Genomic DNA, 25,129 nt, shown 5'->3' on the forward strand with positions numbered 1-25,129 from the left:
CGGATGGTTGCTGTTCTATTTTGCATTTTTGCAGGAGCGCCGCCATTCAATTCGTGACCTTGCTTCAAGGGCTGCGGGCTGACGTGTTTTGCCGATCTGCTGACAAAAAATGGCGATGCGGCATACGTCGCCGTCAAGAACAAAACAATTGGGAGGGACTATGAAGCGATTTACCATTCTCGCTGCAGCCGGCGCACTGGCCTTGACCGCGGGCGCAGCCTACGCCCAGGACGACAAGACCCTGGCGATCGTCGTCAAGGGTCTCGACAACCCGTTCTTCGAGCAGATCAACCTTGGCTGCCAGAAGTGGCTCGAAGAGAACGCGGACAGCGAATACAAGTGCCTTTACACCGGCCCGGCCTCTTCGGCCGACGAAGCGGGTGAAGTGCAGATTGTCGACGACCTTCTGGTCCGCGGCGTCGCTGCCATCGCGATTTCGCCGTCCAATGCCCCGGCCATGGCCAACCGCGTCCGCGCCATCGCGCCCGACGTGCCGGTGATGACCATCGACGCCGACTTTCTGCCGGACGCCAGCGACCTGCGCGCCACATATCTTGGCACCGACAACTACCTGATGGGCGTGAAGATGGCCGAGGAGGCCATGAAGCTGAAGCCAGAGGGTGGCTCCGTCTGCCTCCAGCTCGGCAACGTGGGTGCGGCCAACATCAACTCGCGCGCACAGGGTTTCCGTGACACTGCCGGTGGCGCGAAGGACATCGAGCGGCTCGACGGCCAGAACGGCTGGACCGAGATCCAGGGTTGCCCGCTCTACACCAACGACCAGTCCGACCTTGCCAACCAGCAGATGGCTGACACCTTCATCGCCAACCCTGATCTGGACGCATTCGTTCTCGTTGGTGGCTGGGCCCAGTTTGCCCCGCAGGCCTACACCCAGGTGACCGATCAGGTGATGGACAAGCTGAAGTCCAACGAGCTCATCATCATCGCCGGTGACACGCTGCCGCCGCAGAACCAGGCGTTCCGCGAAGGCCGCAGCCATGCGCAGGTGGGCCAGCGCCCGTTCGAGATGGGCTACAAGGCGCCGGACGTGATGATCCAGCTCATCAACGGCGAGACCGTCGATGACCCGCTCTATACCGGGCTCGACGTGTGCAACACCGAAGACCCCGGCTTCTGCGCTGACAACTAGGCGCTGAAACGGAAAGGCCCCGCGCCGCCGGTCAAACGGTAGCGCGGGGCCTTTTTTGTGGGCGCGTCTGGCATTCCGATCAGCCCGCAGCCGGCCCCTTTGCGATGGCCGACCGAAGAAGAGCGATCCCGAAGAGCGCGTAGAGGCCGGCCACCACCCCGTCGATCCAGCGCCTCATCTGCACATATGCAGTTATGACCACCGCAAGAGAGAATGCGGTTGCGAAGAACGCGTAGATCGCGAACCCGATGGCCGTGCATCCAAGCGTTGCGGCCGCAACACGCAACAGACCGTCCTCAGCGCCAAGTCCGACCGAGAGGGCCGCCATCCACGCCATGACCGCCTTCGGGTTCGAGAGGTTGAGGATGAGCCCGCGCATGAACCAGCGCCCTTCGCGCGGCGGGATGGTGTCGGAGCCGGCATCCGGTGCCGTTTCGCGGCGCATGGCGGAACGCGCCGACTTGTACGCAAGCCAGAAGAGATAAAGCCCGCCCGCAATCTTGAGCGCGGCAAGCAGCTGCGTCGTCGATTGCAGCACAGCGCCAATTCCCGTCGCGGCCAGGATGCCCCAGAAGCCGAGGCCGAGGCCCAGCCCTGCGCCGAACAGCAGGCCGTTCCGACGTCCCGAAGAGGCCGACACCGTGCTGACCGCAAGCGTTGCGGGGCCGGGCGATACGGCGATGATGAAGAAGGCGGCAAAAATCGCCGCCAGTCCGGTCGGTTCAACCATGGGTACCTCCGAGCGACTGGGGTCGAGCTTGCAGGCAGTTTGTCGGCGTGCCTTGCCAAAGCATACCCGGCCGACGAAGGCGCTGCCTCTCATCTCCGCGCGAAAATGGACCGCAGCGTCAGAAAATGAAGTCCCCAACATTGAGCGTGTCGAACGACAGGCCTTCGACCACCACGCTGCCAGTGCCGCCGAGGACCGAAAGGTCGATCCGGATCGCGTCGCCGCCGGCTTCGCTGAGTGCGGGGTAAAGGTCGGTCAGAAAGTCGGCTTCTTCACGGCCGTAGGTGCTGAGATCGATCCGGTCGCGCCCGTTTTCGAAGTCGAGGATGGTGTCGTTGCCATTGAGAAGGCCGATGATGAATTCGTCGGCGCCCTCGCCGCCGGTCATGTCGTCATTGCCCCGGCCGCTGCGCAGGATGTCGGCCCCGGCGCCGCCGTCCATCGTGCCGCCGCCCGCACCGGCGTGCAGCCGGTCGTCGCCGTTGCCGCCCTCCAGCGTGTCGCGCCCTCTGCCACCATCGAGGAAATCATCGCCATTGCCGCCGCGCACGAGATCGTCGCCGCCGCCGCCGCGCACGGTGTCATTGCCATTGCCGCCGGACAGCGCGTCGTCGGCAGCGCCGCCGAGCACCAGGTCATCACCGCTGCCGCCGTTCACGGTTGCAGCAGCCGTTGCGGTGCGGAAGCGATCATCACCGCCGCCAAGCGCCACGGCGTCCAGCGCATCGTCGCCGCGGAAGTTGAAGCGGTCGTCGCCGCCGCCGGTGTCGACCGGGCCGTCGAACCGGCCATCGCCGCCGACGAGATCGTCGCCGGCGCCGAGCGAGACCGCGCCTTTGATAAGGCCACTGTTGTGAAGCAGCGTTTCGCTGTTTGCGCCGCGCACATGGAGGATGCTGCTGTCATCCGCGTTCGGTTCGCCGTCCGGACCGGGGCGAAGGCTGAGGCTGCCGCCCTCCCGCACTTTCACGACGGCGGTGTCGCTTTCGATCACCACACCGTTGCTGCCGCCGCGGAACACGGCGTCCCCGGCAACCACAAAACGGCTGGCATCATTCTCGTCGCCCACAACCGAAACGCCGAATGCGGTGCCGGGGAAGTCGCCGTTGTCTCCGTCGAAGGTGGAAACGAAGCGGCCATCGGCGCGGACAACACCTCTGCCTTCCACCACGAGCGTCTTGTCGCTGAGCGTGGACAGGACCGGGCCGCCATTATTGTGGAGGAAGGAGAGCCTCGCAGTCATGTCGTTAAAATCGTTGTCGGCACCGGCCTGTCCGGCCTCATCGTCGAAGGCGAAGATGTTGTCGCCCAGGGTCCGGGGCGCAATGATGATCTCGCCATCCGCGGTGATCAGCATCGGCGCGTAATAACCGGTCTCGCCCGCCAGATCCCATACGGTCGTTTGGGTGAAATCGCCGCTGCCGCGCAGATTGAAACCACCGTCGAGGTTGGCGCGGACGGCGTCGCGGAAGGCATCGGTCTCGCCATATGCAACGCCGTCGACGCTCCATATGCCGGTGTCGGCGCTGATGTCCATCCGCACGAAGGCGAGGCGGTTGGACTGATCGGTGCTGCCGGTCGCGTCGACGTTGATGTAAGTCCCGGCCTCCAGATAAACGACCGGGGCGCCGGTGGCGCGCTGCGCGCTTGCCAGAACCTCATCCGAGGAATGGTGATTGTCGGTCCGGGCGTGCAGCGTGTAGCCGTCGATGGTGACGTCTGCGGTACCGGCCGCACCGCGGGAGACCTTCGTGCCGTCGGTCTCCACCGCGCCATCGCCGGACAGTGTGGCGAAGGCAAACCGCAGGTCCGCCGGCAGATAGGCCGTTTTTCTGCCGCCGAAAACGAGCGTGCCGTCATCATGGTGGTGGGCGCCGATGGTGGCCACCACGGCGTCTTCGATGGAAACACCGGCTTTCAGAGTTTTCGCGTCCACTGCCCTTCCGCGCGCGTCGACGAGATAGACCAGAACCGACTTGCCCGCCTCGCGTGGCGAGTCTTCCACCGAAAGCGTGACCCAGTTGCCGTCCGGGCCGTGTTTCCCGCCGCCGGCAAGCCGCAGCTCAGTGCCGCCGTCAGCCGGACGGAGCGACAGTTCCGCCGCGCCGACCTTGACGGTCATCGGTGCACTGTCGTTGCCGATGGCATTCTTCAGGTGCCTGTCGGTGGACAGGTACTCGCTCATGGTCACGGTGTAGGTGCCGTTGGCGAGCGATGTCGCACCGGTGACCCATTGACCGTCCAGATCGGCCGTGGTGTGGATCGGCGCGACTTTCGGGCCGCCCTTCCCGGTGTCTGAGAAGTTGATCTCGGCAAAATTCAGCGCGCCGATCTTGTTGGTGTAGGCAGAGATCCAGTCGCGCGTGCCGGCGGCGTCGTTCTCGCCGGTCCAGCCGAACGCCAGCTTGTGCGCGGTGGTGTCAACGATGCTGCCGCTAATGGCATCCTGGCCTGCAATCGCCTTGAAATCACCGTGGGCGATGGTGCCGACCACGGCCGAAGACGGTGTCGTCGGGATCATGGCGGCGTCGTTGTAGACAAGGTATTCCGGGGCGATCGTGGTCGACGTCGAGTACATGAAATTGACGCCGAAGGTGGGGATGGTGTCCGGCTGCTGGTTTCCGGCAGACATTTGCGGCGAGAGTTCGGCCAGCCCGTCGATGGCCAGCGAATCCGGATGCTTCGACCCCAGCGGATTGACGAACTCTCCATTCTTCGCGACCTCGGTGTAGAGGTTGAACGTCTTCGCGCTGCCACCGTCACCGATGGTGATCCGGGACCAGTAGGTTCCGGCCTCGGTGCCGGGAAAGCCTTGGATCTGCATCTGGCCGGGGCCAAGGCCCTTCCCGGTTGCCTTGGCCGCGTAGGTGCCGCTGCCGTCCAGGCTGATGTCCCAGATATCCCACAGCGAACCTTTGGCGGCAGGCTTGAACTCCACTGTCTGCCACGTTGGCGTGCCGTCCGCCGACAGCTTGGTCATGATATCGAGCGAGATCCGCGTGCCGTCGGCCACCACCATTGTGGCGTTGGCAAGGTTGAGGCTGACGACGTTGCCGGAAACCGCCGCGGGCACGGTATAGCCGTCCGCCCCGCCGGAAAGGTAGTTGTCGATTTTGGGGGTGACGTACCCGGTGGGGGTCTCTCCATCGTCGAACAGCTTCAGGCTGATGGTCTTGACGTTCTGCCCGTTGCCAGGGTTGGACATGCCGATCTGCGGCCCGCCCTGGCTGAATTTGCTCATCAGCGCGTCGGAGTAGTTAGACCCGTAGCTATTGGAATTGTTGAAGAATACCTGCGAATAGGTGTCCATGTGCTTGGGGCCGGCGCCGTAGAGGTTGTCTCCAAAGGCGTAGGTGGGGTCCCAGTTCCAGTTCTTGCTGAGATCGACCCTGCCGGTGTCGTGCCCGTTGACCGATTTGCCGTGCTGGCCGAGATAGCCGGCGGAGAAGCCGGTCAGCATCTGGGTGAGAACCGTGCCCCACTGGTTATTGGCGCCACTGTTCATCGTGGCCGTGTGGCCTTCGCTGTTCTTGACCGCGTCGTGGTAGAGGATCTGGTAGGGGTCGGAGTCCTTGGTTTCGTAGACGCCGACATTGCCCAGCGTCGAGTAGATGCTGTTGGCAAGGTCTTTCTCGGTGAGCTGGATGAAGCCCTTGACGAGGCTGCTTTCGGTCGGGCTGAGCCAGAAGACGTTTTTGGCGGCGTCCCACTCCAGCCTGTAGGCGAAGAAGCTGCTGTTGTGCCAGACGCCGCCGAAGCCGGGCGGGCCTGCATCCGGCGCGCCGTTGAAGAACCCGGCAATTTCGACGCCGGTATTGGCCCGCTGGAACTCCTTGATATAGCTCAGCCAGTCGCCCAGCTTGAAGATGCCGTCCTGCTCGGCCACCGATTCCGACGGCGAGACGACGGCACGGTCCTCGCCTTTCAGGGGGCCATCCTTGTATGCGCCGGGGGTCTGGTTGGTTGCCGTGGCGATCTTGTCGAACATGTCCGCGCCGGAAACCTTGTAGCCGACCGACGCGCTGGTGCCGTCATTGTAGTCGACGCTGAGTTCCATCGGGATGCCGAAGCCGTTGACCGATGTGAGGTTGCCCGCGTCCGCAGGCTGGCCGAGCAGAGTGACCTCGATGCTGTCGAAGCGGAAGTCGAGCGTCTTGGCCTTGCCCGGGTTTATGTCACTCTCGGTCTTGATGGCAGTTTGAAGATCGGCCGAATGAGCGCCGTGTTCGCTCTGGATCAGGATGTAGACCTTGCCGCCGTTCATCCCCACGAATTCGTTGCCGACCGTTTCGGTCAGCGTGAGCGATGCCTTGCCGCCGCCCTGCACCACACCATTGTCGACCAGAGTCGTCCAGCCGATCGGCTTTCCTGCACTCGCCTCGTCGAAGAATACAGCATACGCATTCGTCCCTGCCTTGTTGAGCGTAGACTGAAGATCGGCGCTCAGATCGATATCAAGAACAGTAACGGGCTTTGTGACGACTTTTGCCGAGGTGCGGGTGTTGGTGGGCAATGTGCAAACTCCTCTTCAGCCTGAAGCGCAGAAATCCATGAGATTTTAAGGCCCTGCCGCTTCCACAGGGACGTTGCACTTATCCTGCTGATGCGTCCAGTCACCTTTGCGTCCGAAACGCTCGGGATCCGGCGGGTTTTGCTTAAAATCCTATCCGGCCCGGTGCTGTCCGGTAGAGAGCTGCAAGCTCCGGCCAGTGTTCGACAACACGGCGGGTCGCCTCGAACCGCTCGGGGCGGAGCGTGCCCCTGTCCCAGAGAGCCACGCCGTCGATCGTGACGGTCGGGTCGATCACCATCCAGCAGATTTCGCCGGGAGGTTCCGCGCCGCAGGTGTGAAAATGCAGGATGCGCGGGTGCGGGAATATGGTGTTTGCCCAGCGGTCAAAATCGCTGGACGCCGTAAAGGGAGTGTCGGCAGCGGGGGACAGGCCGGCGTGGAAGGAGTGGACGGCATCGCCGTCGCCGAAGCGATGCGCCACGTGGTCGATGTGGCCGCGCACGGCCGCCACATCGTCCGGCTCGCCCGAAAGGGCAGTGAGCCGGCCTCCCTCCACCACGGCGGCCACGGGCCTTTGCAGCGGCAGCACGGCGGGCGTGTATGCGGTCGAGCCAGTCGGCGTCAGCGCGTTGGCGAGCACGATGTTGCCGGAGAAGCCCGCAGCCGGCACCGGCATGGGCATCGCAAGCGGAAAGCGGTGCACGGACACCTCGACCGCTTCCCGGCGGGGGCCGGGGGCGCCCGCGAGCGACGTGCCGCGCGGACAGCTCACTTCGATGCCGGATGCGGCAAACGTGACGTCGTCGACCGCTTCCTTCAGTGCGGTCATGGCGGCATGGGGGGTCGCGGCGAAGGGGGAGGCCAGGTTTTCGGCGCGGGTGGCGTAGCTCACGACGACGCGCTGGCCCTCGGCCTGCGCGGCAAAACGGTTCCTGTCGCCAAGGCGGGCGAAGTAGATGACCGCGCCTGCCGCTGCGATGGCGCTGTCGGCGGCCGCGTCCATGCCGGGTTCCAGCGCTGCCGTGGTGAGAAGCGTGACGTCCGCCCCCATGCGCGCGGCTTCGGCGGCAACGGCCTCGGGCGCTGCGGCGTCGTACCAGCCGAGTGCCGGATCTTCCGCAATGATGAGCACCGCATCGCCGGGCGAAAACCCCGCACAGTCCTGCAGAAGGTTGCGCGCCCCTGCCCGGATGTCGGCCGGAGGATCATTAGGGGGCGCGGCGGGGGGCATGCCGGCGCTCAGCCTTTGCGGTAGGCGAAGGCGCGTTCGAAACGCCAGACGAGATAGTCGCCGCAGGTGATGGGCGGTTCAGCGCCGGGCACGTCGCCGACAATGGGGCCGGGGTCGATCAGCGTGGCCGGGTTGGGGTCGTAGGCCAGCACCAGCGAGAGCCGCTCCCCGCCGGATGCGTTGACCACCCGGTGCGGGGTGGAGACGTAGGCCCCCGCCGTCCAGCGCGACAGGAGGTCCGCCACGTTGACGATGAGGGTGCCGGGAATAGGCGGGGCGTGCACCCACTCGCCGTCCACGGTCTGCACCTGAAGGCCGCCCACATTGTCCTGGCACAGGACCGTGAGAACCCCGAAATCAGTATGCGGGCCGACGCCGAACTGGCCTTCGCCCGCGTCCGCCGGCTGGGCCGGATAGTAGACGTAGGAGGCACGGCTGAGCGGCTTGTCCGACGTCTTGAGGAAGGTGTCTTCGGCAAGACCGAGCCCCAGCGCAAACCCGCGCATGAGGTGGTGGGCGACGGTGCTGGCGGCCTCGAAATAGGCCATGGAGGCCGCTTCCATCTGCGGCGGGACGGCTGGCCACTGGTTGGCACCGCGCAGAACATGATCGTCCGGCGTATCGCCGGCTTCATTCTGGTAGCCGAAAATGAAGCTTTCCTTGAGGTCCGGCTGCGCGCCGTCTGCCATTCTGGCGCCGCCCGCCGAAAGCCAGCCGCGGTGGCTGTTCGAGATGCGGACGGCTTCCTTGTCCGCCCCGTCTGCGCGAAAAAAGGCGTAGGCCGCGTCGCGCGCGGCGTCGATGGTGGCATCCGCAATGCCGTGGCCGGTGATGTAGATGAAGCCGAGCCCGGTGCTGGCCTTGTGCAGCGCCGCAGCAACGGCGTGCGCATCGCCGCCTTCGCGCAGGGGCGAGATGTCCACCACCGGAATGAGATCGGCCTCGAAGGTCTTTGCCGCCGCGTACGCCATGGTGATGCCGTTTCCCCGCTCAGGATGCCTTGTAGTAGCCGACGATATCGCCGTCGGTGGTGACGCCAAGCCCGTTGAGGAGCCGGTTCACATAATTGAAATAGCCGATCACCTGGTTGGCTTCCAGAATTTCGCCGTCGTCGAACCCGGCGTCCCGCAGCGTTTCGATGTCGGCTTGCGCCATCGTTGCGGGGGAAAGGGTCAGCTTTTCGGCGTGCTGGAGGAGGGCGAGCGGCGCGCCTTCGAAGACATCCTGCGGCCGCCGGGCCCGGAACGCGGCCTCGATGGCGGCGGCATCCCCGCCCTCCATCAGGTGCACGGCGTTGGCGAAGTGGTTGGCGAACGAATAGGGGCACTCGTTCAGCGCGGAGACGTAGCTTGCGACCATTTCGGACAGCCAGCCCGGCAGCGTGTTGGCATCGTTGTGGAGGGCGGCGCGGTAGAGTGCGACGTGGCCAGCCATGGTGGCCGGGCGCAGCGAGTGAACGCGCATCACGTTGTCGACCGTGCCGTGGGGCGTGCGCGCATTGTCGAGCTCGGCCTTGAGGTCGGGGCCCGCCTCGTCGTCGGAGAGCATCTTGATCCAGGCCGTCATGGGCAGTCCTACTTGTTGCGGGCGTCGGTGTTGAGGCGGCGTTCCAGCCAGCGTACCCCGGCGGACACGACGAGGATCAGCACCAGATATTCAAGAACGAGGATCGTGTAGATTTCCAGCGGCCTGTATTCGGTCACCACAAGCTCGTTGGCCTTGCGCGTCAATTCGGGCATGCCGATGACGGAGACCAGCGAACTCATCTTCAGCATGTAGACGAGCTGATTGCCGAGTGCAGGCAGGATGCGCCGCAGCGCCTGCGGCAGGATCACGAAGCGCATGGTGTCGGTATAATTGAGGCCGATGGTGTGCGCGGCCTCGTACTGCCCCTTGTCGATCGACTGGATGCCCGCGCGAAAGATCTCGGCCTCGAAGGCCGAGTCCGACAGCGCCAGGGCCACCACGCCCGCCCAGAACACCGAAAGGGTCAGCCCCGTCAGCTGCGGCAGGCCGTAATAGACCCAGAGGATGAGGACGAGGATCGGCACCGCCCGCACCAGCTCCACATAGGTGCGGCTGATGGTGCGCGGGATCCGCGCCGAGGACAGGCCCGGCAGCGCGACCACCAGCCCGATGGTGACGGAAATGACGATGGCCGTCAGCGACAGCGCGACGGTGTATTGCAGGCCCGACAGCAGGAAGCGCAGGTTGGAGAGCCCCGTGTCGGTAAACGGGTTGACCACATACCAGCCCCAGGACGTGCCCGAGCAGCCGGTCAGCAGCAACGGAGAGAGGAGCGCGGCCCCGCGAACGAGGCGGCTCATGCGGGGTGCAGCACGCGTTCGAGAAAGTCCCGGCAGCGCTGGCTCCTCGGCTGGCTGAAGAAGGTTTCGGGCGGTGCGCGCTCCACAATCTCGCCGTGGTCCATGAACACCATCTCGTCGGCAACACGCCGGGCAAAGCCCATCTCGTGGGTGACGCACACCATGGTCATCCCGCTGGTGGACAGGTCCACCATGGTCTCCAGCACCTCCTGGATCATTTCGGGGTCGAGCGCGGAGGTGGGCTCGTCGAACAGCATGATGGCCGGTTCCATGCACAGCGCCCTTGCGATGGCGACGCGCTGCTGCTGGCCGCCCGACAGATTGTGCGGGTACTTGTCCGCCTGCTCCGGAATTTTCACGCGCTCCAGATAGCGGAAGGCGAGGTCCCGCGCCTTCTGTCTGGAGAGACGCCGGGCGCGCAGCGGGCCAAGGGTGAGGTTTTCGAGCACGGTGAGGTGCGGGAAGAGGTTGAATTGCTGGAAGACCATGCCGACCCGCGCACGTACCTTGTTGCGGTTGGCGCGGGAGGACAGCGTCACCCCGTCCACGACAATCGTCCCGCTCTGGTGCTCCTCCAGCGCGTTGATGCAGCGGATCAGCGTGGACTTGCCGGAGCCGGACGGGCCGCAGATCACCACCTGCGCGCCGGGCTTCACCTCCAGCGAAACGCCTTTCAGCACTTCGAAATCCCCGAAATGCTTGTGCACATCGGTGAAGCGGATGATGGGGTCGTCCACGTCGGCCACCTTCGTCCGCCTAGGTTGGATGCATGCTCAAAAATCAAGCATGAAAGGCGCCGTGGAGCAACCTCGGCGCTTGCACAAAAATTACCGACGGGTGAAGTTCACGCAAATTCGATGCCGCGACCGGAAAGGATCCCCCATGAAACTGAAGGCCATTGGCGCGACACTCGCGCTGCTTCTCACCGTTGGCGCGGCGCATGCCCAGTCGACGCTTCAGGATGTGCTGAATGACGGCACGCTGAAGGTGGGCACCACGGGCGACTGGAACCCGATGACGATGAAGGACCCGGCCACCAACTCCTACAAGGGCTACGACATCGACGTGATGACCGCCCTTGCCGCCGACCTCGGCGTAGAGGTGGAGTTCGTCCCGACCGACTGGAAGACGCTGGTGAGCGGCGTGACCTCGGGCACCTACGACATCACCGGGTCGGCTTCCATCTCGCCGTCCCGTGCCAAGGCGGCCGGCTATTCCGACAGCTACTTCTCGCTGGCGACGGTGCCGCTCGTCCAGTCCAGGGACGCGGACAAGTACAAGAGCTGGGAAGATCTCGACAAGCCGGACGTGACGGTTGCCGCCACTCTTGGCACCACGCAGGAAAAGCAGGTCAAGGAATTCTTCCCCAACGCGCAGTACAAGATTGTCGAGGCGCCCGCGCGCGACTTTCAGGAGGTGCTGTCCGGCCGGGCCGATGCACACATCACCTCCAACGTGGAGGCCTACAAGCTGGTCGAGAAATACCCGCAGCTGATGATCGTCCCCGTGGATGCGCCCAAGGCCCGCACGCCCATCGCGATGTTGCTGCCGCAGGCCGACCAGGTGTGGATCAACTACATCAACACATGGATCACGCTGAAGAAGGAAGCGGGCTTCTTCGATGAGCTGGGCAAGAAGTGGCAGCTGTCCAACTGAGCGAGCGGGCGGCCGATGAATGCCGCCTTGCGCACCTGACCCACGGCGCGGTCGCGGAAAAACTCCGCGCCGCGCCCATCGTTCTTCTCCCCACCGGATCGACCGAGCAGCACGGGCCCATGGGGCTGATCGGCACCGATGCGTTCTGTGCCGAGGCGATTGCGGTTGCGGCCGCCAGGGCCACCGGCGTGCTGGTGGCGCCAACCCTTGCGCTGACGCCGGCCCCCTTCAACATGGGCTTTGCCGGCACCATCAGCATCTCGCCGGCCCTGTTCGGTGCGCTGGTGGGCGAGGTGGTCGGTTCGCTGGCAGCCCATGGCGTGCGCGCGGTTCTGGCCATCAACGGCCACGGCGCCAACCTTGAGCCGGTCCGCACGGTTGCGGCGAACACGCCAATCCCGCTCGGCATATCGTCGTGGTGGGACGGGCCGGCGGTGAACGCCATCCGCACCCGGCATTTCGGCGCATGGGAGGGGATGCACGCGACACCGTCGGAGATTGCGCTCACCATGGCAATGTTCGGCGAATGGGCGGTGCCGGACGCGGCGCGGACCCCGCCCGAAAAGCTGACGCCGCAATTCATTGCCGCACATGCGGGCGACCGGCATGGCCCGCCGGACGAGCACCGTGCGCAATTTCCGGACGGGCGGGTCGGCTCGCACTCGGCGCTTGCAACCGCTGCGCTGGGCGCGGCGTTGATGGAGGCAGCGGCCGCCGACATGGCCGCCGCAATCCGCCGTTTTGCCAGGGACAACGCCGTGACGCTGCCAAGATGATTGAGGTAACGCCGAGGATCGCTCTGGACGAGAGCGAGGTGGAGGAGAGCTTCATCAAGGCGGCCGGGCCGGGCGGGCAGAAGGTCAACACCTCGTCGACCGCCGTGCAGATCCGCTTTGATGCGCGCCGCTCGCCCTCACTCCCCAACGATGTCGCGATCCGCCTCATGCGCATTGCCGGCAGCCGCCTGACGCAGGACGGAATCATCGTCATCACGTCGCGCATTCACCGCAGCCAGCCGCGCAACCGCGAGGATGCGCTGGGGCGGCTGGTGAACCTCATCCGCGAGGCGGCGGAGCCGCCGCAGGTGCGCCGCGCCACAAAGCCGACCAAGGCGTCCAACCGGCGCCGGCTGGACGCCAAGGGCAAGCGCGGTGCGATCAAATCGATGCGCCGGTCCAAGCCTCGCCTGGACTAGGCTCCGGACCCAATCAGGGCATGGCCTGCGCGCACGCAGGAAGCAGACTTGCAAAACAGGAGGTGCGGCAGACGGCTGCGCGCTTTAGGTTCATTGCCGGGCAACCTTGCCGCGGGAGAGTGTGCGTGACTTCGTTTGAGCTGATTGCGGTCCTTCTGGTGCTGACGGCGGTGTTCGCCTGGATCAACCACCGCCTTTCGGTCCTGCCGCACACCATCGGTCTGCTGGTGATGGGGCTATGCGCATCGCTTTCGGTTGTGGGTGCGGAGGCGATCTGGCCCGGTTCGATCCTGTTCGACGACGTGTCGAAGCTGGTCGAGCAGATCAACTTCAAGGCCACCGTGCTCGACGGAATGCTGGCCTTCCTCCTGTTTGCCGGCGCGCTCCACGTGGACTTCAACGGGTTGCGCAGCCGCGGCTTCACCATTGGGGCCACGGCCACGCTGGGGGTTGTCATTTCCACCGGCGTGATCGGGGTGTGCTTCTGGCTGGCCGCATCGGCGCTGGGCGTGGACATGCCGCTGCCCTGGGCGCTGGTGTTCGGCGCGCTGGTCAGCCCGACCGACCCCGTGGCGGTGCTGTCCACCTTGCGCGAGGTGAAGGTTCCGGCGGACCTCGAGCACGTGATCAAGGGCGAGACCCTCTTCAATGACGGCGTTGGCGTTGTGCTGTTCGCGGTTCTTCTGGCGGCGGCGATGGGCGGCACGCTGGAGCCGCTGCACGTGGCCGAGATGTTTTTCATCGAGGCGCTGGGCGGTGCGGTGCTGGGGGCCGTCACCGGCTATTTCGCCTACCGCGCCATGCGCGCCATCAACGATTACCCCATCGAGGTGCTTGTCTCGCTGGCGCTTGTTGCCGGCACCTACACGCTGGCAGCCCGCCTCGGCCTCAGCGGCCCCATTGCCGTGGTGGTCGCGGGCCTTCTCATCGGCACCCGCGGCGCGCGCGACGCGATGAGCGCGGAAACCGAACGCTACCTCTTCAGCTTCTGGACGCTGATCGACGAAATCCTCAACTCGGTTCTCTTCCTGCTCATCGGTCTGGAAGTGCTGATCCTGCGCTACGAGCCGTCCTATGCCGCGCTGGCGCTCCTGGCCGTGCCCATCAGCCTTCTGGCGCGGTTCCTGGCGGTGGGCAGCCCTGTCATGGTGATGGGCCGCTTTCGCCCCTTCGCCCGCGGCACGGTGCCGGTGCTGACGTGGGCGGGACTGCGCGGCGGCATCTCGGTGGCGCTGGCGCTGTCCATTCCCGAGGTTGCGGAGAAGTCACCCATTCTGGCGGCCACCTACGCGGTGGTGCTGTTCACGCTCATCGTGCAGGGCCTCACCCTGCGCCGGGTCATCAAGTGGGTGTTGAAGTAGGGGGCTCAACAGCCGGCCGCGGCGCCGGGTCCCAACCGGTCCATCGATTCCAGAAATTCAGGCGCCCCCGGGCGCGTATTTAGCGCCAGCGCAAATGCCACCGGCCGTGTGGTGTCTTGCGGCGTGAGCAGGCGCTGCGCCCAAAAATTGCAAAAACCCAACGCTGCTATGCCACAGGTTGCGCTGCTTTTCCCGCGCCGGTGCGCGTTATCGGCAGGCGTTGCCGCATGTCCGCCATGAGTCCGGCGGAGGCGACGCGCGACCCGGTAAATGTATCAGTGGGGTGATGAAAGATGGCTGGAACTGCAACGCCTGCGAATGTTTCGAGTTCGGGAAACACATGGATCGACGGCCTCCTTTGGGGCACCCAGTGGAGCTCGGGCGGGGCGACCACCGTCAGCGTCTGCATCGCCGGCCAGAGCGGCAACGAAACAGTCGCCCTCGACGGCTCCACGGTCACCGCGCTCGGCAGCATCTCGCCGGCTGAAATTGACGCGATGACATCCGCGATGGATGCCATTGCCAACGTCTGCGACATCACCTTCAACATCGTCGCCAATCAGGCCGATGCGGACATCATCTGGGCAACGGTCAACAATGCCGACGGGCACGGGGCGCTCGGCTATGCCAACCCGCCGGGGGCCGCATACAACTCGTCCGTCAGCGATTTTCAGAGCATCATCGCGGTCAACGCCGAAGGCTATGTGGGCAGCTCCGTTGCCATCGGCAGCTACGACTACGTCACCTTCATCCACGAGTTTGGCCACGCTGTGGGCCTTGCCCACCCGCACGACGGGGGCGGCACTTCGTCCACTTTCCCCGAGGTGTCGGGCCCGTTCGGTGACCTTGGCACCTACGACATGAACCAGGGCGTCTACTCGATGATGTCCTACAATGACGGCTGGCAGACCGCCCCGCACAGCTCGTCCGTCTCTGCCGATTTCGGCTGGGCCGGCACCCCGATGGCGCTCGACATTGCCACGCTCCAGCTGATCTACGGCGCCACCGCCGCCAACACCGGCAGCGATACCTACACGCTGGTCGGCACCAACGCCTCCGGCACCTACTACGAATGCATCTGGGACACCGGCGGCACCGACGCCATCGACGGCGTGGCCAACCTTGCCAACTCCATCGACCTTCGCGCGGCAACCTTGCTGGACGAGGTCGGCGGCGGCGGCTTCGTTTCCTACGCGGCCGGCATCCACGGCGGGTTCACCATTGCCAACGGCGTGGTGATCGAGAACGCCACGGGCGGCAACCTGGCCGACAGCATCATCGGCAACAGCGCCGGCAATGCGCTCGACGGTCTCCTGGGCAATGACGTCATCGACGGCGGCGCCGGCGCGGACACGGTGGACGGCGGGGGCGGTGCCGATACGCTGACCGGCGGCACCGGCAACGATTCCATCACTGGCGGCACCGAGGCCGACAGCATCGAGGGCGGCTCCGGCAACGATGTGCTGGACGGCGGGGCGGCGGGGGACACCTTCGTCTTCTCCGGCGTGTTCGGCGATGACACCTTGTCCGCTAGCCTTGATGCGACGGGGACGGACAACGTCATCAGCTTCGGCAATGTCGTCACCGAATCGATGATCACCTACGCGCTCGCCGGCAACAACGAGGATCTGCTGATCACCGTTTCGGGCGGTTCCGGCGCATCCCAGCAGGACGGCACCATCCTCATCACCGGCTATGCGACGGCGCAGGCGGCCGGTGGCGGCTTCGGCTCCATGGTGTGGACTGCGGGCGGCGGCGGCAGCGTCGACTTGACCGCCGGGCTCAGTGCGCCGCCGGTCGTGACCCCGCCTGTGGTGCCGCCGTCCACCGAGCCGATCATCGGCACCAACGGCAGCACGCGGGTAAACGGCACGTCCGGCGGTGACATGATCGACGCCCGCGGCGGCAACGACCGGACCCAGGGTTTCGACGGTGACGACACCATTTTGGGCGGGCGGGGCCACGACCTTGTGGAAGGCGGCTCCGGTGCCGACAGCATCGACGGGCAGGCCGACAACGACAGCCTTTATGGCGACGCGGGCAACGACACCATCGAAGGCGGTGCCGGCAGGGACAAGCTTTATGGCGGCGCCGATGACGACAGCCTCACCGGCGCGACCGGCAAGGACATGATGTATGGCGACGATGGCAACGACATCCTCGATGGCGGCGCCCACAACGACAAGCTCTATGGCGGGATCGGCGACGATTCGCTGATCGGCGGCGACGGCAACGACCTTCTGGACGGCGGTGACGGCGCAGACACCTTGATGGGCGGCTCCGGCAGCGACCGGCTGCTCGGCGGCGGCGGCAACGACAGCATGGACGGCGGCCAGCACGCCGACCTTCTGGACGGTGGCGATGGGGACGATGTGCTCCTCGGCGGAATCGGGCGCGATGCGGACCGGCTTTATGGTTCGGCCGGCAGCGACACGCTGGATGGCGCCAGAGGCGCAGACAAGCTGGATGGCGGGGTTGGCGACGATGTGCTGACCGGCGGCGCTGACGGCGATATCTTCGATTTTGTAGGTGCGTTCGGCAACGACACGATCTCCGATTTCGAGGACACCACCGAGATCCGGTACGATGGCCTCGACCGGATCGACCTGACCGCATTTCGGGCAATCACCGGCAGCATCCTGAACATGTCGGATCTGCTGCTGACGACGTCGGGGAGTGATGTCCTGATCGAGCTGGATCTCGACAATGACGGCAACGTCGATGCCGAGGACTATGATGGCGATCTTGCCGCCGACACCGTGTCTATCCTGGTGGAGAACACGACCGTGGGCCAGTTCTCGGCGCACGACTTCCTGTTCTGACGGCCGGCCCCGCCACGGGACGCGCCTTAGAACACCGCGTGATCGCCCCGCTCTGCCGTTGCGCCGCTCTCGATCTGTGCGGCGTAGAAGTCGAACAGCGTTTCGGTGCCGGTGGACGGGGTCAGCTCGGCATTGTAGCGGCCGGTGGCGGGGTCCAGCACCAGCATGGATTGGGTGGCGTAATAGCGGCCGATGCGGGCAAGCTCCGCCTTGGCCGCCAGCGGCGCGCTGAAACGGCCCAGCGCCGACAGGACGCCGATGATGGCGCTCAGCATTCCGACCGGCACCTGCCGGAATTTCGGCGGCTGCCCCAGTAGCTTGAACAGCGCCTCGCCCTGCATGCGCGGCGTGATCGCCGGCCCCGGTCCACCGATGGGCAGGATGCGGTTGTGGCGGCTTTCGTCCGTCAGGCAGCCGGCGAGGTAGCGGCCGAGATCATCGTCGCTGACCGGCTTGCAGGCGGTCAGCGTGCCGTCGCCGAACACCAGAAAGGGTTTGCCCGCCCGCACCCGGCCGATCTGCCCCGACAGCGACTTGAAAAACGCTGTTGCCCGCACGATCGAGTAAATCATGCCGGACGCGATCAACTCCGCCTCGAAGGCGAGCTTGGCCCGCTGAAAGGCCAGAAGCGGCCGCTGCACGCAGATGGCGGACAGGAGCACCATGTGGGTCACGCCGGCATGCCGGGCAACGTCCAGCGCTGAGGCGTGGGCCGCATGGTCGATCGCCCACGCATCGTCCGGCGCGCCCGTGCGGGAGGCAAGGCAGGACACCAGCGCGTCGAACCGTTCGCCGCAGAACCCGTCTCTGGCCAGGGAAACCGGATCGGCGACGTTGCCGAACCGGACGGTCGCGCCCTCAAGGAGGTTTGCGCTGTCCTCCTGTGCCAGCGTGCCGCCAGCACCGGCCCGTGGCCGCACGAGGCACACCACGTCGTGCCCATTGGCCACAAGCGCCCGCACCGTCGCGCGCCCGATCGTGCCGGTTGCGCCCAGCACCATCACCCGCCGCCTTGACCGCGCGCCATCTTGCGGCGCGGCGCTGGCGGCTGTTTCCTCCGGTCCCATCAGTGTGCTGCGTCTCCGGCCTTGGCGAGAATCTGCGCAATCAGCCGGTGGGTCTGGAGCGCGGAGGCGCCGGATGCACCGGGCTCGCGGTCCTCTTCCACCGCACTGACGAAATCGGCAATTACGCGGCGGTGCGGCTCGCTGGAAAAGGCCATGGGGTCGGCCCCGCCGCCGCCCGCATCGCCGGCGGCAATGTCCTCGCGCCGCCCGTCCATCCATTCCACCGAAAGCGCATCGCCGACGAGGGATGCGCAGCCCAGCGTGCCGGACAGCTCGATCCGCTCCGGCAGGCCGGGGTAGAATGCGGTGGTGGCCATCAGGTGGCCGGGCGCCCCGCCGCGCACCCGCAGGAGGGCGGAGGCATAGTCCTCCGTTTCCATGGTGTGGGTGGGCGTGGTGCTGGCGGTGGCGGCAAGCACCTCCACCGGCCCGGCGAGGGTGCGAAACAGGTCGATGGTGTGGATCGCCTGCGTGATCAGCACGCCGCCGCCATCGCGCGCCAGGGTGCCGCGGCCCGGCTCGTCATAGTAGGATTGCGGGCGCCACCACGGCACGGTGACGGACGCGCTGGTCAACGTGCCAAGTTCGCCGCGCTCCAGGATCTCGGCCATCCGCAGCGCGGCATCGCGGAAGCGGTGCTGGAGCACCACCCCGAGCTTGCGCTTCTTTTCGGCGGCCAGCGCCACCAGCGCCTCGGCCCGGTCGTGCGCACTGTCGAGCGGCTTTTCGACCAGAAGGTGCTTGCCCGCTTCCAGCGCAATCCGGCCAAGCGCCAGATGCGTGTCCGGCGGCGTCAAAAGGACCACCGCAGCCACCGACGGGTCAGTCAGCGCACTGTCCACGTCGGTGGTGGTCCCGATGCCGGTTGCCGCCTCGAACGCCGCCGCGCGCTCGGGCGACCTTGTTGCGGCGTGGACGATTTCGATGCGGTCCGACAGGTCGGCAAGGGCCTGCGCGTGCGGCTTCACAGCCATGCCCAGTCCAACGAGGCTTATTCGTAACATTTATTACTCTTTGGTGTTGGCGCGAGTGCGACAATCTGGTCTTTTCAGAATCAAGCATGCCACAAGGCTGCACAAGAAGAATAATTCGGAAGGAACGTACCATGCGATTGACCCGCACATTTGCGGTCGCTGGCTTGTTGCTGGCAACACTGTCGACAGCCAATGCCGAGCGGACCCTTAAACTGAACGGTGTGCAGCCCCCCTCGCACCCCGCATCCATGACGCATGAGTTCTTCGCCGACCGGGTAGAGACACTCACCGACGGTTCGCTGAAGATCGACGTCAATCACGCCCGCGCCCTCGGCGATGCCGTGGAATCGGTCCAGAGCCTGCGTGACGGGACGCTTGGCTTCGTCACCGTCTCCGCGTCGAACCTGTCGCAGATCGACAAGCGGATGGACATGTTCTCGCTGCCGTTCCTTTTCAAGAACGCGGACCACTACTGGAACTACCTGACCTCCGCCAATGCCGACGCCTTCGTCGAACCGCTGCAGAAAAAGGGCATCCGCGTTCTCGCCTTCATCGATTCGGGTGCGCGCAACTTCTTTGCCGACACCCCGATCCGTTCGCCGGACGACATCAAGGGCAAGAAGATCCGCGTGATGGCGTCCCCGGTGCAGGTGAAGATGATCGAGGCCATGGGCGGCACCGGCGTGCCGATCGCGTGGGGCGACCTTTACAACGCACTGCAGACCGGCGTTGTCGATGGGGCTGAAAACAACCACCCCTCCGTCTTCACGATGAAGTTCTTCGAGGTGTCGGACTACTACACGCTCGACGAACATGCCCGCATTCCGGACATGCTGCTCGTCTCCGAAGATGTCTACCAGAGCCTTTCGGATGAAGAGAAAGCCGCAGTCGACAAGGCCGCTGACGAGGCCGAAGCCTACATGCGCGGCGCCTGGGCGGCGTCTTCGCAGATGTCTCTCGACCAGCTGCGTCCGCTGTTCAGCGAAATTGTCGAGCCCGAGAAGCAGCCCTTCATCGACGCGGTGACGACGCTGCTGGAAGAAGAAGGCGAGGCGCTCGGCGTTGCGACCGAGGTCAACGCCCTCCTGGAATCCGGCAAGAACTACTAAGCCCTACCCGAACGGACGGACGCGCACGATGGCGCTCTTCAATCGCTTGGTCGATGCCGTGGTCTGGCTGGTGCGCGCTGTCGCACTGTGCCAGGCCGCGGCGCTGTTCCTGATCGTCATCGTCACCGTGGTGATGCGCTACGTCTTCAACGACGTGATCTCGTGGTCCGAGGAAGTCCCGCGCTACCTCCTCATCTGGCTCGGCTTCCTCGGCGCTGCCGCCGGCGTCGATGCCAAGGACCATGTGGCATTCACCCTCCTCCTCGACAGCTTGCGCGGCTGGCCGGGGCGCATCCTCTCTACGCTGATCGACCTCGGGATCATCGCATTCGGTGCGGTCATCCTGATTTACGGCGCAGAGCTTGCCGAGCGCTTCGGCGCCGACACGATGACGGCGCTGCCCTACACCAACATCTGGTTCTACGCCGCCGCGCCCATCTCCGGCGCCCTGATGATCCTGTTTGCCGTGCGCAACCAGCTCAACGCCTGGCTTGGCATCGAACGTCGCCCCGCGTTCGCCCCCCTATACGAGTGAACGCATGACTGTTCTGGTACTGGTGAGTGCGTTCGTCCTGTTGATGATCTTCGGCATGCCGATCGCGTTCGCCATCGGCATCGCCTCCGCCATTGCCGCGATGACGATGGATGTCATGACCAACATGACCATCGTCCGGCGGATGATCTTCGGCATCAACTCCTTCCCGCTGCTGGCGGTGATCTTCTTCGTCTTCACCGGCGTGGTGATGGCCAACGGCGGCGTTGCCGGCCGCCTCGTGCGCCTTGCCGAGGTGATTGTCGGGCGGCTGCCCGGCGGGCTCGGGCAGATCAACGTCATGTCGTCGATGCTGTTCGGCGGCGTCTCGGGGTCGGCGGTGGCGGACGTGTCGTCCATCGGCCGGATGATGATCGAGGCGATGGAAAAGGACGGTTACACCCGCCGTTTCGCCACGGCGCTGACGCTGGCCTCGGCCACCATGGGGCCGATCATCCCGCCCTCGATCTCGATGATCCTCTACGCCTATATCGCAGGCTCGGTCTCCGTCGGCGCACTGCTGCTGGCTGGCCTCACGCCGGGGCTGATGATCGGCGGCGGCCTGCTGCTGATCGCCTACATCCACGGCCGGATGTACCACAACACCCGCACCCCCAAGCTGACCGGCCGCGAGAAGTTGATGCGCGTGGTCGACGGCGGGCTGGGTCTGATGACCCTCGTCATCATCCTCGGCGGCATCACGACGGGCGTCTTCACCGCCACCGAGGCCGGTGCGATCGCCGCAGTCTACGCCCTGTTCCTGACGATGTGCGTCTACCGCGAGATCAAGATCGGCCAGCTTCCGGCGCTGATGTGGGAGAGCATCGTCACCACCGCCGTGGTGCTGTTCCTGATCGCCACCACGTCGATCTTCACGTTCATCCTCACCTACGAGAACGTGCCGCAGTGGGTCTCCACCAACGTCCTCGACATCACCGACAACAAATATCTCCTGCTCCTCATCATCAACATACTCTTGCTGGTGACGGGCCTCTTCATCGACCTCACGCCCGCGCTCATCATGCTGGTGCCGATCCTCCTGCCGCTTGCCACAGCCATGGGGCTGGACCTTGTGCACCTCGGCGTCATCATGGTGGTCAACCTCACCTTCGGCCTCATCACCCCGCCGGTGGGCACGGCGCTGTTCGTCGGCTGCCGGATTGCGCGGATCTCGATGGTGGAGATCGTCCCGCCGCTGCTGCCGATGCTCGGCATCATGGTGGTGGTGCTCGGGATCGTGACCTACTTCCCGGCGACCTTCATGTGGGCGCCGCGCCTGTTCGGCTTCGCGCCGTAGCGGCACGCTGCTTTCAGGCCGTGCTGCAGGTGCGCTGGCGATGTTGCGGTGCCGCAAGATTGCGCTTGCACGCTACGTTCGAGGTGGCCAATTGGGGCAGTGCGGCCGCGCGCCGGACCAACTGGGGAGCCTGCCATGATTTCTGCCGACGATATCCGGCGCAACGCCTTTGCAATGCCGTTCACCTCGCCGGCCTACCCGGTCGGCCCGTACCGGTTCGTCAACCGCGAATTCATGATCATCACCTACCGGACTGACCGCGAGGCGCTGGAAAAGGTGGTGCCCGAGCCGCTTGAAATCGCCGACCCGGTGGTGAGCTTCGAGTGGATCAAGATGCCGGACTCCAACGGCTTCGGCGCCTACACCGAAGCCGGGCAGGTGATCCCGGTGACGCTGGACGGCAAGCCCGGCGCCTACGTCCACGCCATGTACCTGGACGACGGGCCTCCCATCCTCGGCGGCCGCGAACTCTGGGGCTTTCCGAAAAAGCTCGCTCAGCCCGCGCTGTCGGTGAACAAGGAGACGCTGGTCGGCACGCTTGAATTTTCGGGTGTGCGCTGCGCCACCGGCACCATGGGCTACAAGCACAAGGACCTTGTGGAGGCCGACGTGATGAAGAGCCTCACCGCGCCCAACTACCTCCTGAAAATCATTCCGCACGTGGACGGTTCGGCCCGCGTCTGCGAGCTGGTCAAATACCACATGACCGACATCACCTATAAAGGCGCGTGGTCCGGCCCGGCGGCGCTGGACCTCATCCCCCACGCGCTGGCGCCGGTGTCCGCACTGCCGGTGCGCGAGATCATCGGCGCGAAGCATATCCTGTGCGATCTGACACTGGGGCTCGGCGAGGTGGTGAAGGACTACCTCGCCTGAACCGTCAGACCGGCCCGTCGACGATGATGACGGGCATCCCGCGCGAGCAGTGCTCGATGCGGGCATCCACGCGCCACACGTCGCGCAGCAGTTCGGCGGTGACGATTTCGCGCGTGGGGCCGCAGGCGAGCAGGCGGCCGTTCGCAACCACCATCGCGGTTTCGCAGTAGCGCAGCGCATGGTTGAGGTCGTGCAGCGCAATCAGCACGGCCATGCCGCGGCGGGCGGCAATGTCCTTCATGAAGGACAGGACCTCGATCTGGCGGTTGAGGTCGAGCGCGGAGGTGGGCTCGTCCATCAGAAGCACGCGCGGGTCGCGCACCAGCGCCTGCGCCACCGCCACCAGCTGGCGCTGCCCGCCGGAGAGGGCGCCGAGGTTGCGGAACGCGAGGTCCTCGATCTTGAGCGCCGCCAGAAGGTCGTCGATCCGCGCAAGCTCGGTGTCGGCGACACGCCAGCCCGCACCCTGCTTGGCCGCAAGCAGGATCGATTCGTACACCGTCAGCACCGCATTGGCGCCGGTGTCCTGCGGCATGTAGGCGACGCGGCCTTCCGCCTCGGCGGAGAGGTGGACGACGCCCGGCCCCTTCACCAGCCCCGCAACGCGGCGGAAGAGGCTCGACTTGCCGGCAGCGTTGGGGCCGATCACGGCCGTCAGCGTTCCGCCGGTGAGGGGAGGGGTGGTGACACCGTCGACGACCGGGGTACGGCCATAGCGTGCACCGATGTTTTCGAGTGTGAGGCTCACCATGCGCGGCGCTGTATCGTGAAGATGAGGGAAATGAAGAACGGCACGCCCACCAGCGCGGTGATCACCCCGATGGGCAGGATCGCGCCCGGAATGAGCGATTTGGACACCACCGAGGTCGCCGACAAAATCAGCGCGCCGGACAGCATCGATGCCGGCAGGAAATAGCGCTGGTCTTCCCCCACAAGCATCCGCGCAATGTGCGGGCCGACAAGGCCGATGAACCCGATGGTGCCGACGAACGACACCGGAATGGCCGCCAGCACGGAGACCAGCAGCATGGTTTCGAGCCTGAGGCGGCCGACCCTGACGCCGAAGCTCGCCGCCTTGTCGTCGCCGAGCCGCAGCGCGGTAAGCGCCCAGGCATGGCGGGCGAACAGCGGAACGGCGATGGCAAGGGTGAGGGCGGTGACGCCGACCTTCACCCACGTCGCCTTGACCAGCGAACCCATGGTCCAGAACACCACGGCGGCCAGCGCCTGCTCGGTGGCGAGATATTGCAGGAGCGCCAGCGCGGCGTTGAACGAGAACACCAGCGCGATGCCGAGAAGGATGATCGTCTCCGTCGTGGCGCCGCGAAGCTGGCTGAAGAAATGAATGATGACGGCCGCCAGCATCGCCATCAGGAACGCGTTGATGGGAATGACATAGTCGACGAACGCCGGGACGATCGCGACGCCCAGCACCACCGCGAGCGCAGCGCCGAAGCCGGCCGCGGCGGAGATGCCAAGCGTGAAGGGGCTCGCCAGCGGGTTGGCAAGGATCGTCTGCATCTGCGCGCCCGCGGCCGACAGTGCGGCACCCACCACCACCGCCATCATCGCGATGGGCATGCGGATCTGCCAGATGACCACGCGGACCTGCTCGTCCATGGCGCCGGGGTTGAGGAGTGCCCGGAACACCGTGCCGAGGCTGTAGCGGGCAGGGCCGTTGGCAACGTCGATGGCGACGGAGAGGACCAGAACGCAGGCAAGCCCGCCAAGGATGGCGAGCCGTTTTGCCGACAGCGCGCGGTAGGAGCCGCGCGCCGTGCCATGTGTGAAAGCGAGGGCCATCAATCCTCGCCGAGCGAAGTAAAGTAGCCGGGGTCGTACGCGACCGGCAGGAATCTCTCGTGCAGTTCCTTGAAGGTGGCTTCGGGGTCGAGATCGGGGAAGAGGTCCGGGTGCAGCCACTTTGCCATCTGCTGGATGACCACGAACTGGTAGGGGCTGTTGTAGAACTGGTGCCATACGGCGTGGACGTTGTTCGTTTCGGCAGCCTTGACGCCGGTGAAGGCGGGGCGGTCCATCAGTGCTGCGAGCTTGTCGTGGGCCAGCGCCATGTCGGAATTGGGACCAAGGCCGACCCAGCCGCCGACGGGGTTGTAGGCGGCCCATTCCGCGCCGGTGACGATGACCGAGTCCGGATCGGAGGCGATGATCTGCTCGGGGTTCACGGTGCCGAAGGTCCCGGGAATGATGTCCTTGGCCAGATTGATGCCACCGGCCAGCTCCACCATCGTGCCGAAATTCTCGTTGCCGAACGACATGCAGCATTCG

The 25,129-nt window shown here is 65.5% G+C and carries 22 protein-coding genes (1 of these 22 only partly in view); 10 read left to right on the forward strand and 12 right to left on the reverse strand.

The genetic code is table 11. The features are described from left to right. Positions 1-160 precede the first annotated feature (160 nt). Complete coding sequence (locus RDV64_RS10000) at positions 161-1,150, forward strand: substrate-binding domain-containing protein (protein ID WP_309199111.1); 990 nt, start codon at positions 161-163, stop codon at positions 1,148-1,150. A 79-nt stretch (positions 1,151-1,229) separates the two neighbouring features. Here the strand turns inward: RDV64_RS10000 and RDV64_RS10005 are convergent, their stop codons facing one another. The 7 genes from RDV64_RS10005 to RDV64_RS10035 all read right to left on the reverse strand — a co-directional run bounded on the left by RDV64_RS10005 (position 1,230) and on the right by RDV64_RS10035 (position 10,697). Beyond that, positions 1,230-1,880: a LysE family transporter gene (locus RDV64_RS10005; protein WP_309199112.1), complete on the reverse strand. Its 651-nt coding sequence runs from the start codon at positions 1,878-1,880 to the stop codon at positions 1,230-1,232. A gap of 118 nt (positions 1,881-1,998) precedes the next feature. After that, positions 1,999-6,393 carry a calcium-binding protein gene (locus RDV64_RS10010; protein ID WP_309199113.1) on the reverse strand — a complete coding sequence of 1,465 codons (4,395 nt, stop codon included), beginning with the start codon at positions 6,391-6,393 and terminating at the stop codon, positions 1,999-2,001. A 142-nt stretch (positions 6,394-6,535) separates the two neighbouring features. Beyond that, on the reverse strand, positions 6,536-7,624 hold the full coding sequence (locus tag RDV64_RS10015; protein ID WP_309199114.1) for a hypothetical protein: 1,089 nt from the start codon (positions 7,622-7,624) through the stop codon (positions 6,536-6,538). 8 nt (positions 7,625-7,632) lie between these two features. After that, positions 7,633-8,595 (reverse strand): 2-oxoglutarate and iron-dependent oxygenase domain-containing protein, encoded by a 963-nt coding sequence (locus RDV64_RS10020; RefSeq protein ID WP_309199115.1) that lies wholly within the window; start codon positions 8,593-8,595, stop codon positions 7,633-7,635. 19 nt (positions 8,596-8,614) lie between these two features. After that, positions 8,615-9,190 carry a peroxidase-related enzyme gene (locus RDV64_RS10025; protein ID WP_309199116.1) on the reverse strand — a complete coding sequence of 192 codons (576 nt, stop codon included), beginning with the start codon at positions 9,188-9,190 and terminating at the stop codon, positions 8,615-8,617. Positions 9,191-9,198: 8 nt separating this feature from the next. Continuing rightward, positions 9,199-9,951: an amino acid ABC transporter permease gene (locus RDV64_RS10030; RefSeq protein WP_309199117.1), complete on the reverse strand. Its 753-nt coding sequence runs from the start codon at positions 9,949-9,951 to the stop codon at positions 9,199-9,201. Then, complete coding sequence (locus tag RDV64_RS10035; RefSeq protein ID WP_309199118.1) at positions 9,948-10,697, reverse strand: amino acid ABC transporter ATP-binding protein; 750 nt, start codon at positions 10,695-10,697, stop codon at positions 9,948-9,950. Before RDV64_RS10035 ends, RDV64_RS10030 begins: the two co-directional genes overlap by 4 nt. A 136-nt stretch (positions 10,698-10,833) precedes the next feature. On the opposite strand from RDV64_RS10035, the gene RDV64_RS10040 reads away from it, so the two are divergent. The 5 genes from RDV64_RS10040 to RDV64_RS10060 all read left to right on the forward strand — a co-directional run bounded on the left by RDV64_RS10040 (position 10,834) and on the right by RDV64_RS10060 (position 16,985). After that, positions 10,834-11,607: a transporter substrate-binding domain-containing protein gene (locus tag RDV64_RS10040; RefSeq protein WP_309199119.1), complete on the forward strand. Its 774-nt coding sequence runs from the start codon at positions 10,834-10,836 to the stop codon at positions 11,605-11,607. Then, positions 11,589-12,383, forward strand: coding sequence for a creatininase family protein (locus RDV64_RS10045; protein WP_309199120.1), 795 nt, complete (start codon positions 11,589-11,591; stop codon positions 12,381-12,383). Before RDV64_RS10040 ends, RDV64_RS10045 begins: the two co-directional genes overlap by 19 nt. After that, positions 12,380-12,802: an alternative ribosome rescue aminoacyl-tRNA hydrolase ArfB gene (gene arfB, locus RDV64_RS10050; RefSeq protein ID WP_309199121.1), complete on the forward strand. Its 423-nt coding sequence runs from the start codon at positions 12,380-12,382 to the stop codon at positions 12,800-12,802. Before RDV64_RS10045 ends, arfB begins: the two co-directional genes overlap by 4 nt. Positions 12,803-12,927: 125 nt before the next feature. Then, entirely contained in the window at positions 12,928-14,163 is a 1,236-nt protein-coding gene (locus RDV64_RS10055) for a sodium:proton antiporter (protein ID WP_309199122.1), read from the forward strand. A 293-nt stretch (positions 14,164-14,456) separates the two neighbouring features. Beyond that, positions 14,457-16,985 (forward strand): M10 family metallopeptidase C-terminal domain-containing protein, encoded by a 2,529-nt coding sequence (locus RDV64_RS10060; RefSeq protein ID WP_309199123.1) that lies wholly within the window; start codon positions 14,457-14,459, stop codon positions 16,983-16,985. A gap of 26 nt (positions 16,986-17,011) precedes the next feature. On the opposite strand, the gene RDV64_RS10065 is transcribed toward RDV64_RS10060, so the two are convergent. Together RDV64_RS10065 and RDV64_RS10070 are read right to left on the reverse strand one after the other, a co-directional pair. Continuing rightward, complete coding sequence (locus tag RDV64_RS10065; protein ID WP_309199471.1) at positions 17,012-17,983, reverse strand: NAD(P)H-binding protein; 972 nt, start codon at positions 17,981-17,983, stop codon at positions 17,012-17,014. Positions 17,984-18,051: 68 nt separating this feature from the next. Continuing rightward, the gene (locus RDV64_RS10070; RefSeq protein ID WP_309199124.1) at positions 18,052-19,056 is read right to left on the reverse strand and encodes a Gfo/Idh/MocA family oxidoreductase; all 1,005 of its coding nucleotides are present in this window, start codon (positions 19,054-19,056) and stop codon (positions 18,052-18,054) included. Between the two features lie 101 nt (positions 19,057-19,157). Between RDV64_RS10070 and RDV64_RS10075 the strand changes: the two genes are divergently transcribed. The 4 genes from RDV64_RS10075 to RDV64_RS10090 all read left to right on the forward strand — a co-directional run bounded on the left by RDV64_RS10075 (position 19,158) and on the right by RDV64_RS10090 (position 22,840). Further along, positions 19,158-20,135 carry a TRAP transporter substrate-binding protein gene (locus RDV64_RS10075; RefSeq protein ID WP_309199125.1) on the forward strand — a complete coding sequence of 326 codons (978 nt, stop codon included), beginning with the start codon at positions 19,158-19,160 and terminating at the stop codon, positions 20,133-20,135. 28 nt (positions 20,136-20,163) lie between these two features. After that, positions 20,164-20,670 (forward strand): TRAP transporter small permease, encoded by a 507-nt coding sequence (locus RDV64_RS10080; RefSeq protein ID WP_309199126.1) that lies wholly within the window; start codon positions 20,164-20,166, stop codon positions 20,668-20,670. Positions 20,671-20,674: 4 nt separating this feature from the next. Further along, a complete protein-coding gene (locus tag RDV64_RS10085; RefSeq protein WP_309199127.1) occupies positions 20,675-21,964 on the forward strand; it encodes a TRAP transporter large permease in 1,290 nt (429 codons plus the stop codon). Between the two features lie 138 nt (positions 21,965-22,102). After that, positions 22,103-22,840, forward strand: a complete 738-nt coding sequence (locus RDV64_RS10090; RefSeq protein WP_309199472.1) for an acetoacetate decarboxylase — start codon at positions 22,103-22,105, stop codon at positions 22,838-22,840. A gap of 4 nt (positions 22,841-22,844) precedes the next feature. Here the strand turns inward: RDV64_RS10090 and RDV64_RS10095 are convergent, their stop codons facing one another. The 3 genes in view from RDV64_RS10095 to RDV64_RS10105 are tightly spaced (each overlapping or abutting the next) and all read right to left on the reverse strand, a layout consistent with a single transcriptional unit that may run on beyond the window. Beyond that, positions 22,845-23,591: an ABC transporter ATP-binding protein gene (locus tag RDV64_RS10095; RefSeq protein ID WP_309199128.1), complete on the reverse strand. Its 747-nt coding sequence runs from the start codon at positions 23,589-23,591 to the stop codon at positions 22,845-22,847. After that, on the reverse strand, positions 23,585-24,643 hold the full coding sequence (locus tag RDV64_RS10100; RefSeq protein WP_309199129.1) for an iron ABC transporter permease: 1,059 nt from the start codon (positions 24,641-24,643) through the stop codon (positions 23,585-23,587). The genes RDV64_RS10095 and RDV64_RS10100 overlap by 7 nt, the downstream gene beginning before the upstream one ends. Then, positions 24,643-25,129, reverse strand: partial view of an ABC transporter substrate-binding protein gene (locus RDV64_RS10105; RefSeq protein ID WP_309199130.1) — the end only. It continues 644 nt past the right edge of the window; 487 of the gene's 1,131 nt are visible here — the last part of the coding sequence; the start codon falls outside the window, past its right edge; its stop codon occupies positions 24,643-24,645. The genes RDV64_RS10100 and RDV64_RS10105 overlap by 1 nt, the downstream gene beginning before the upstream one ends.

This window comes from Acuticoccus sp. MNP-M23, assembly GCF_031195445.1.
Lineage (GTDB): Bacteria > Pseudomonadota > Alphaproteobacteria > Rhizobiales > Amorphaceae > Acuticoccus.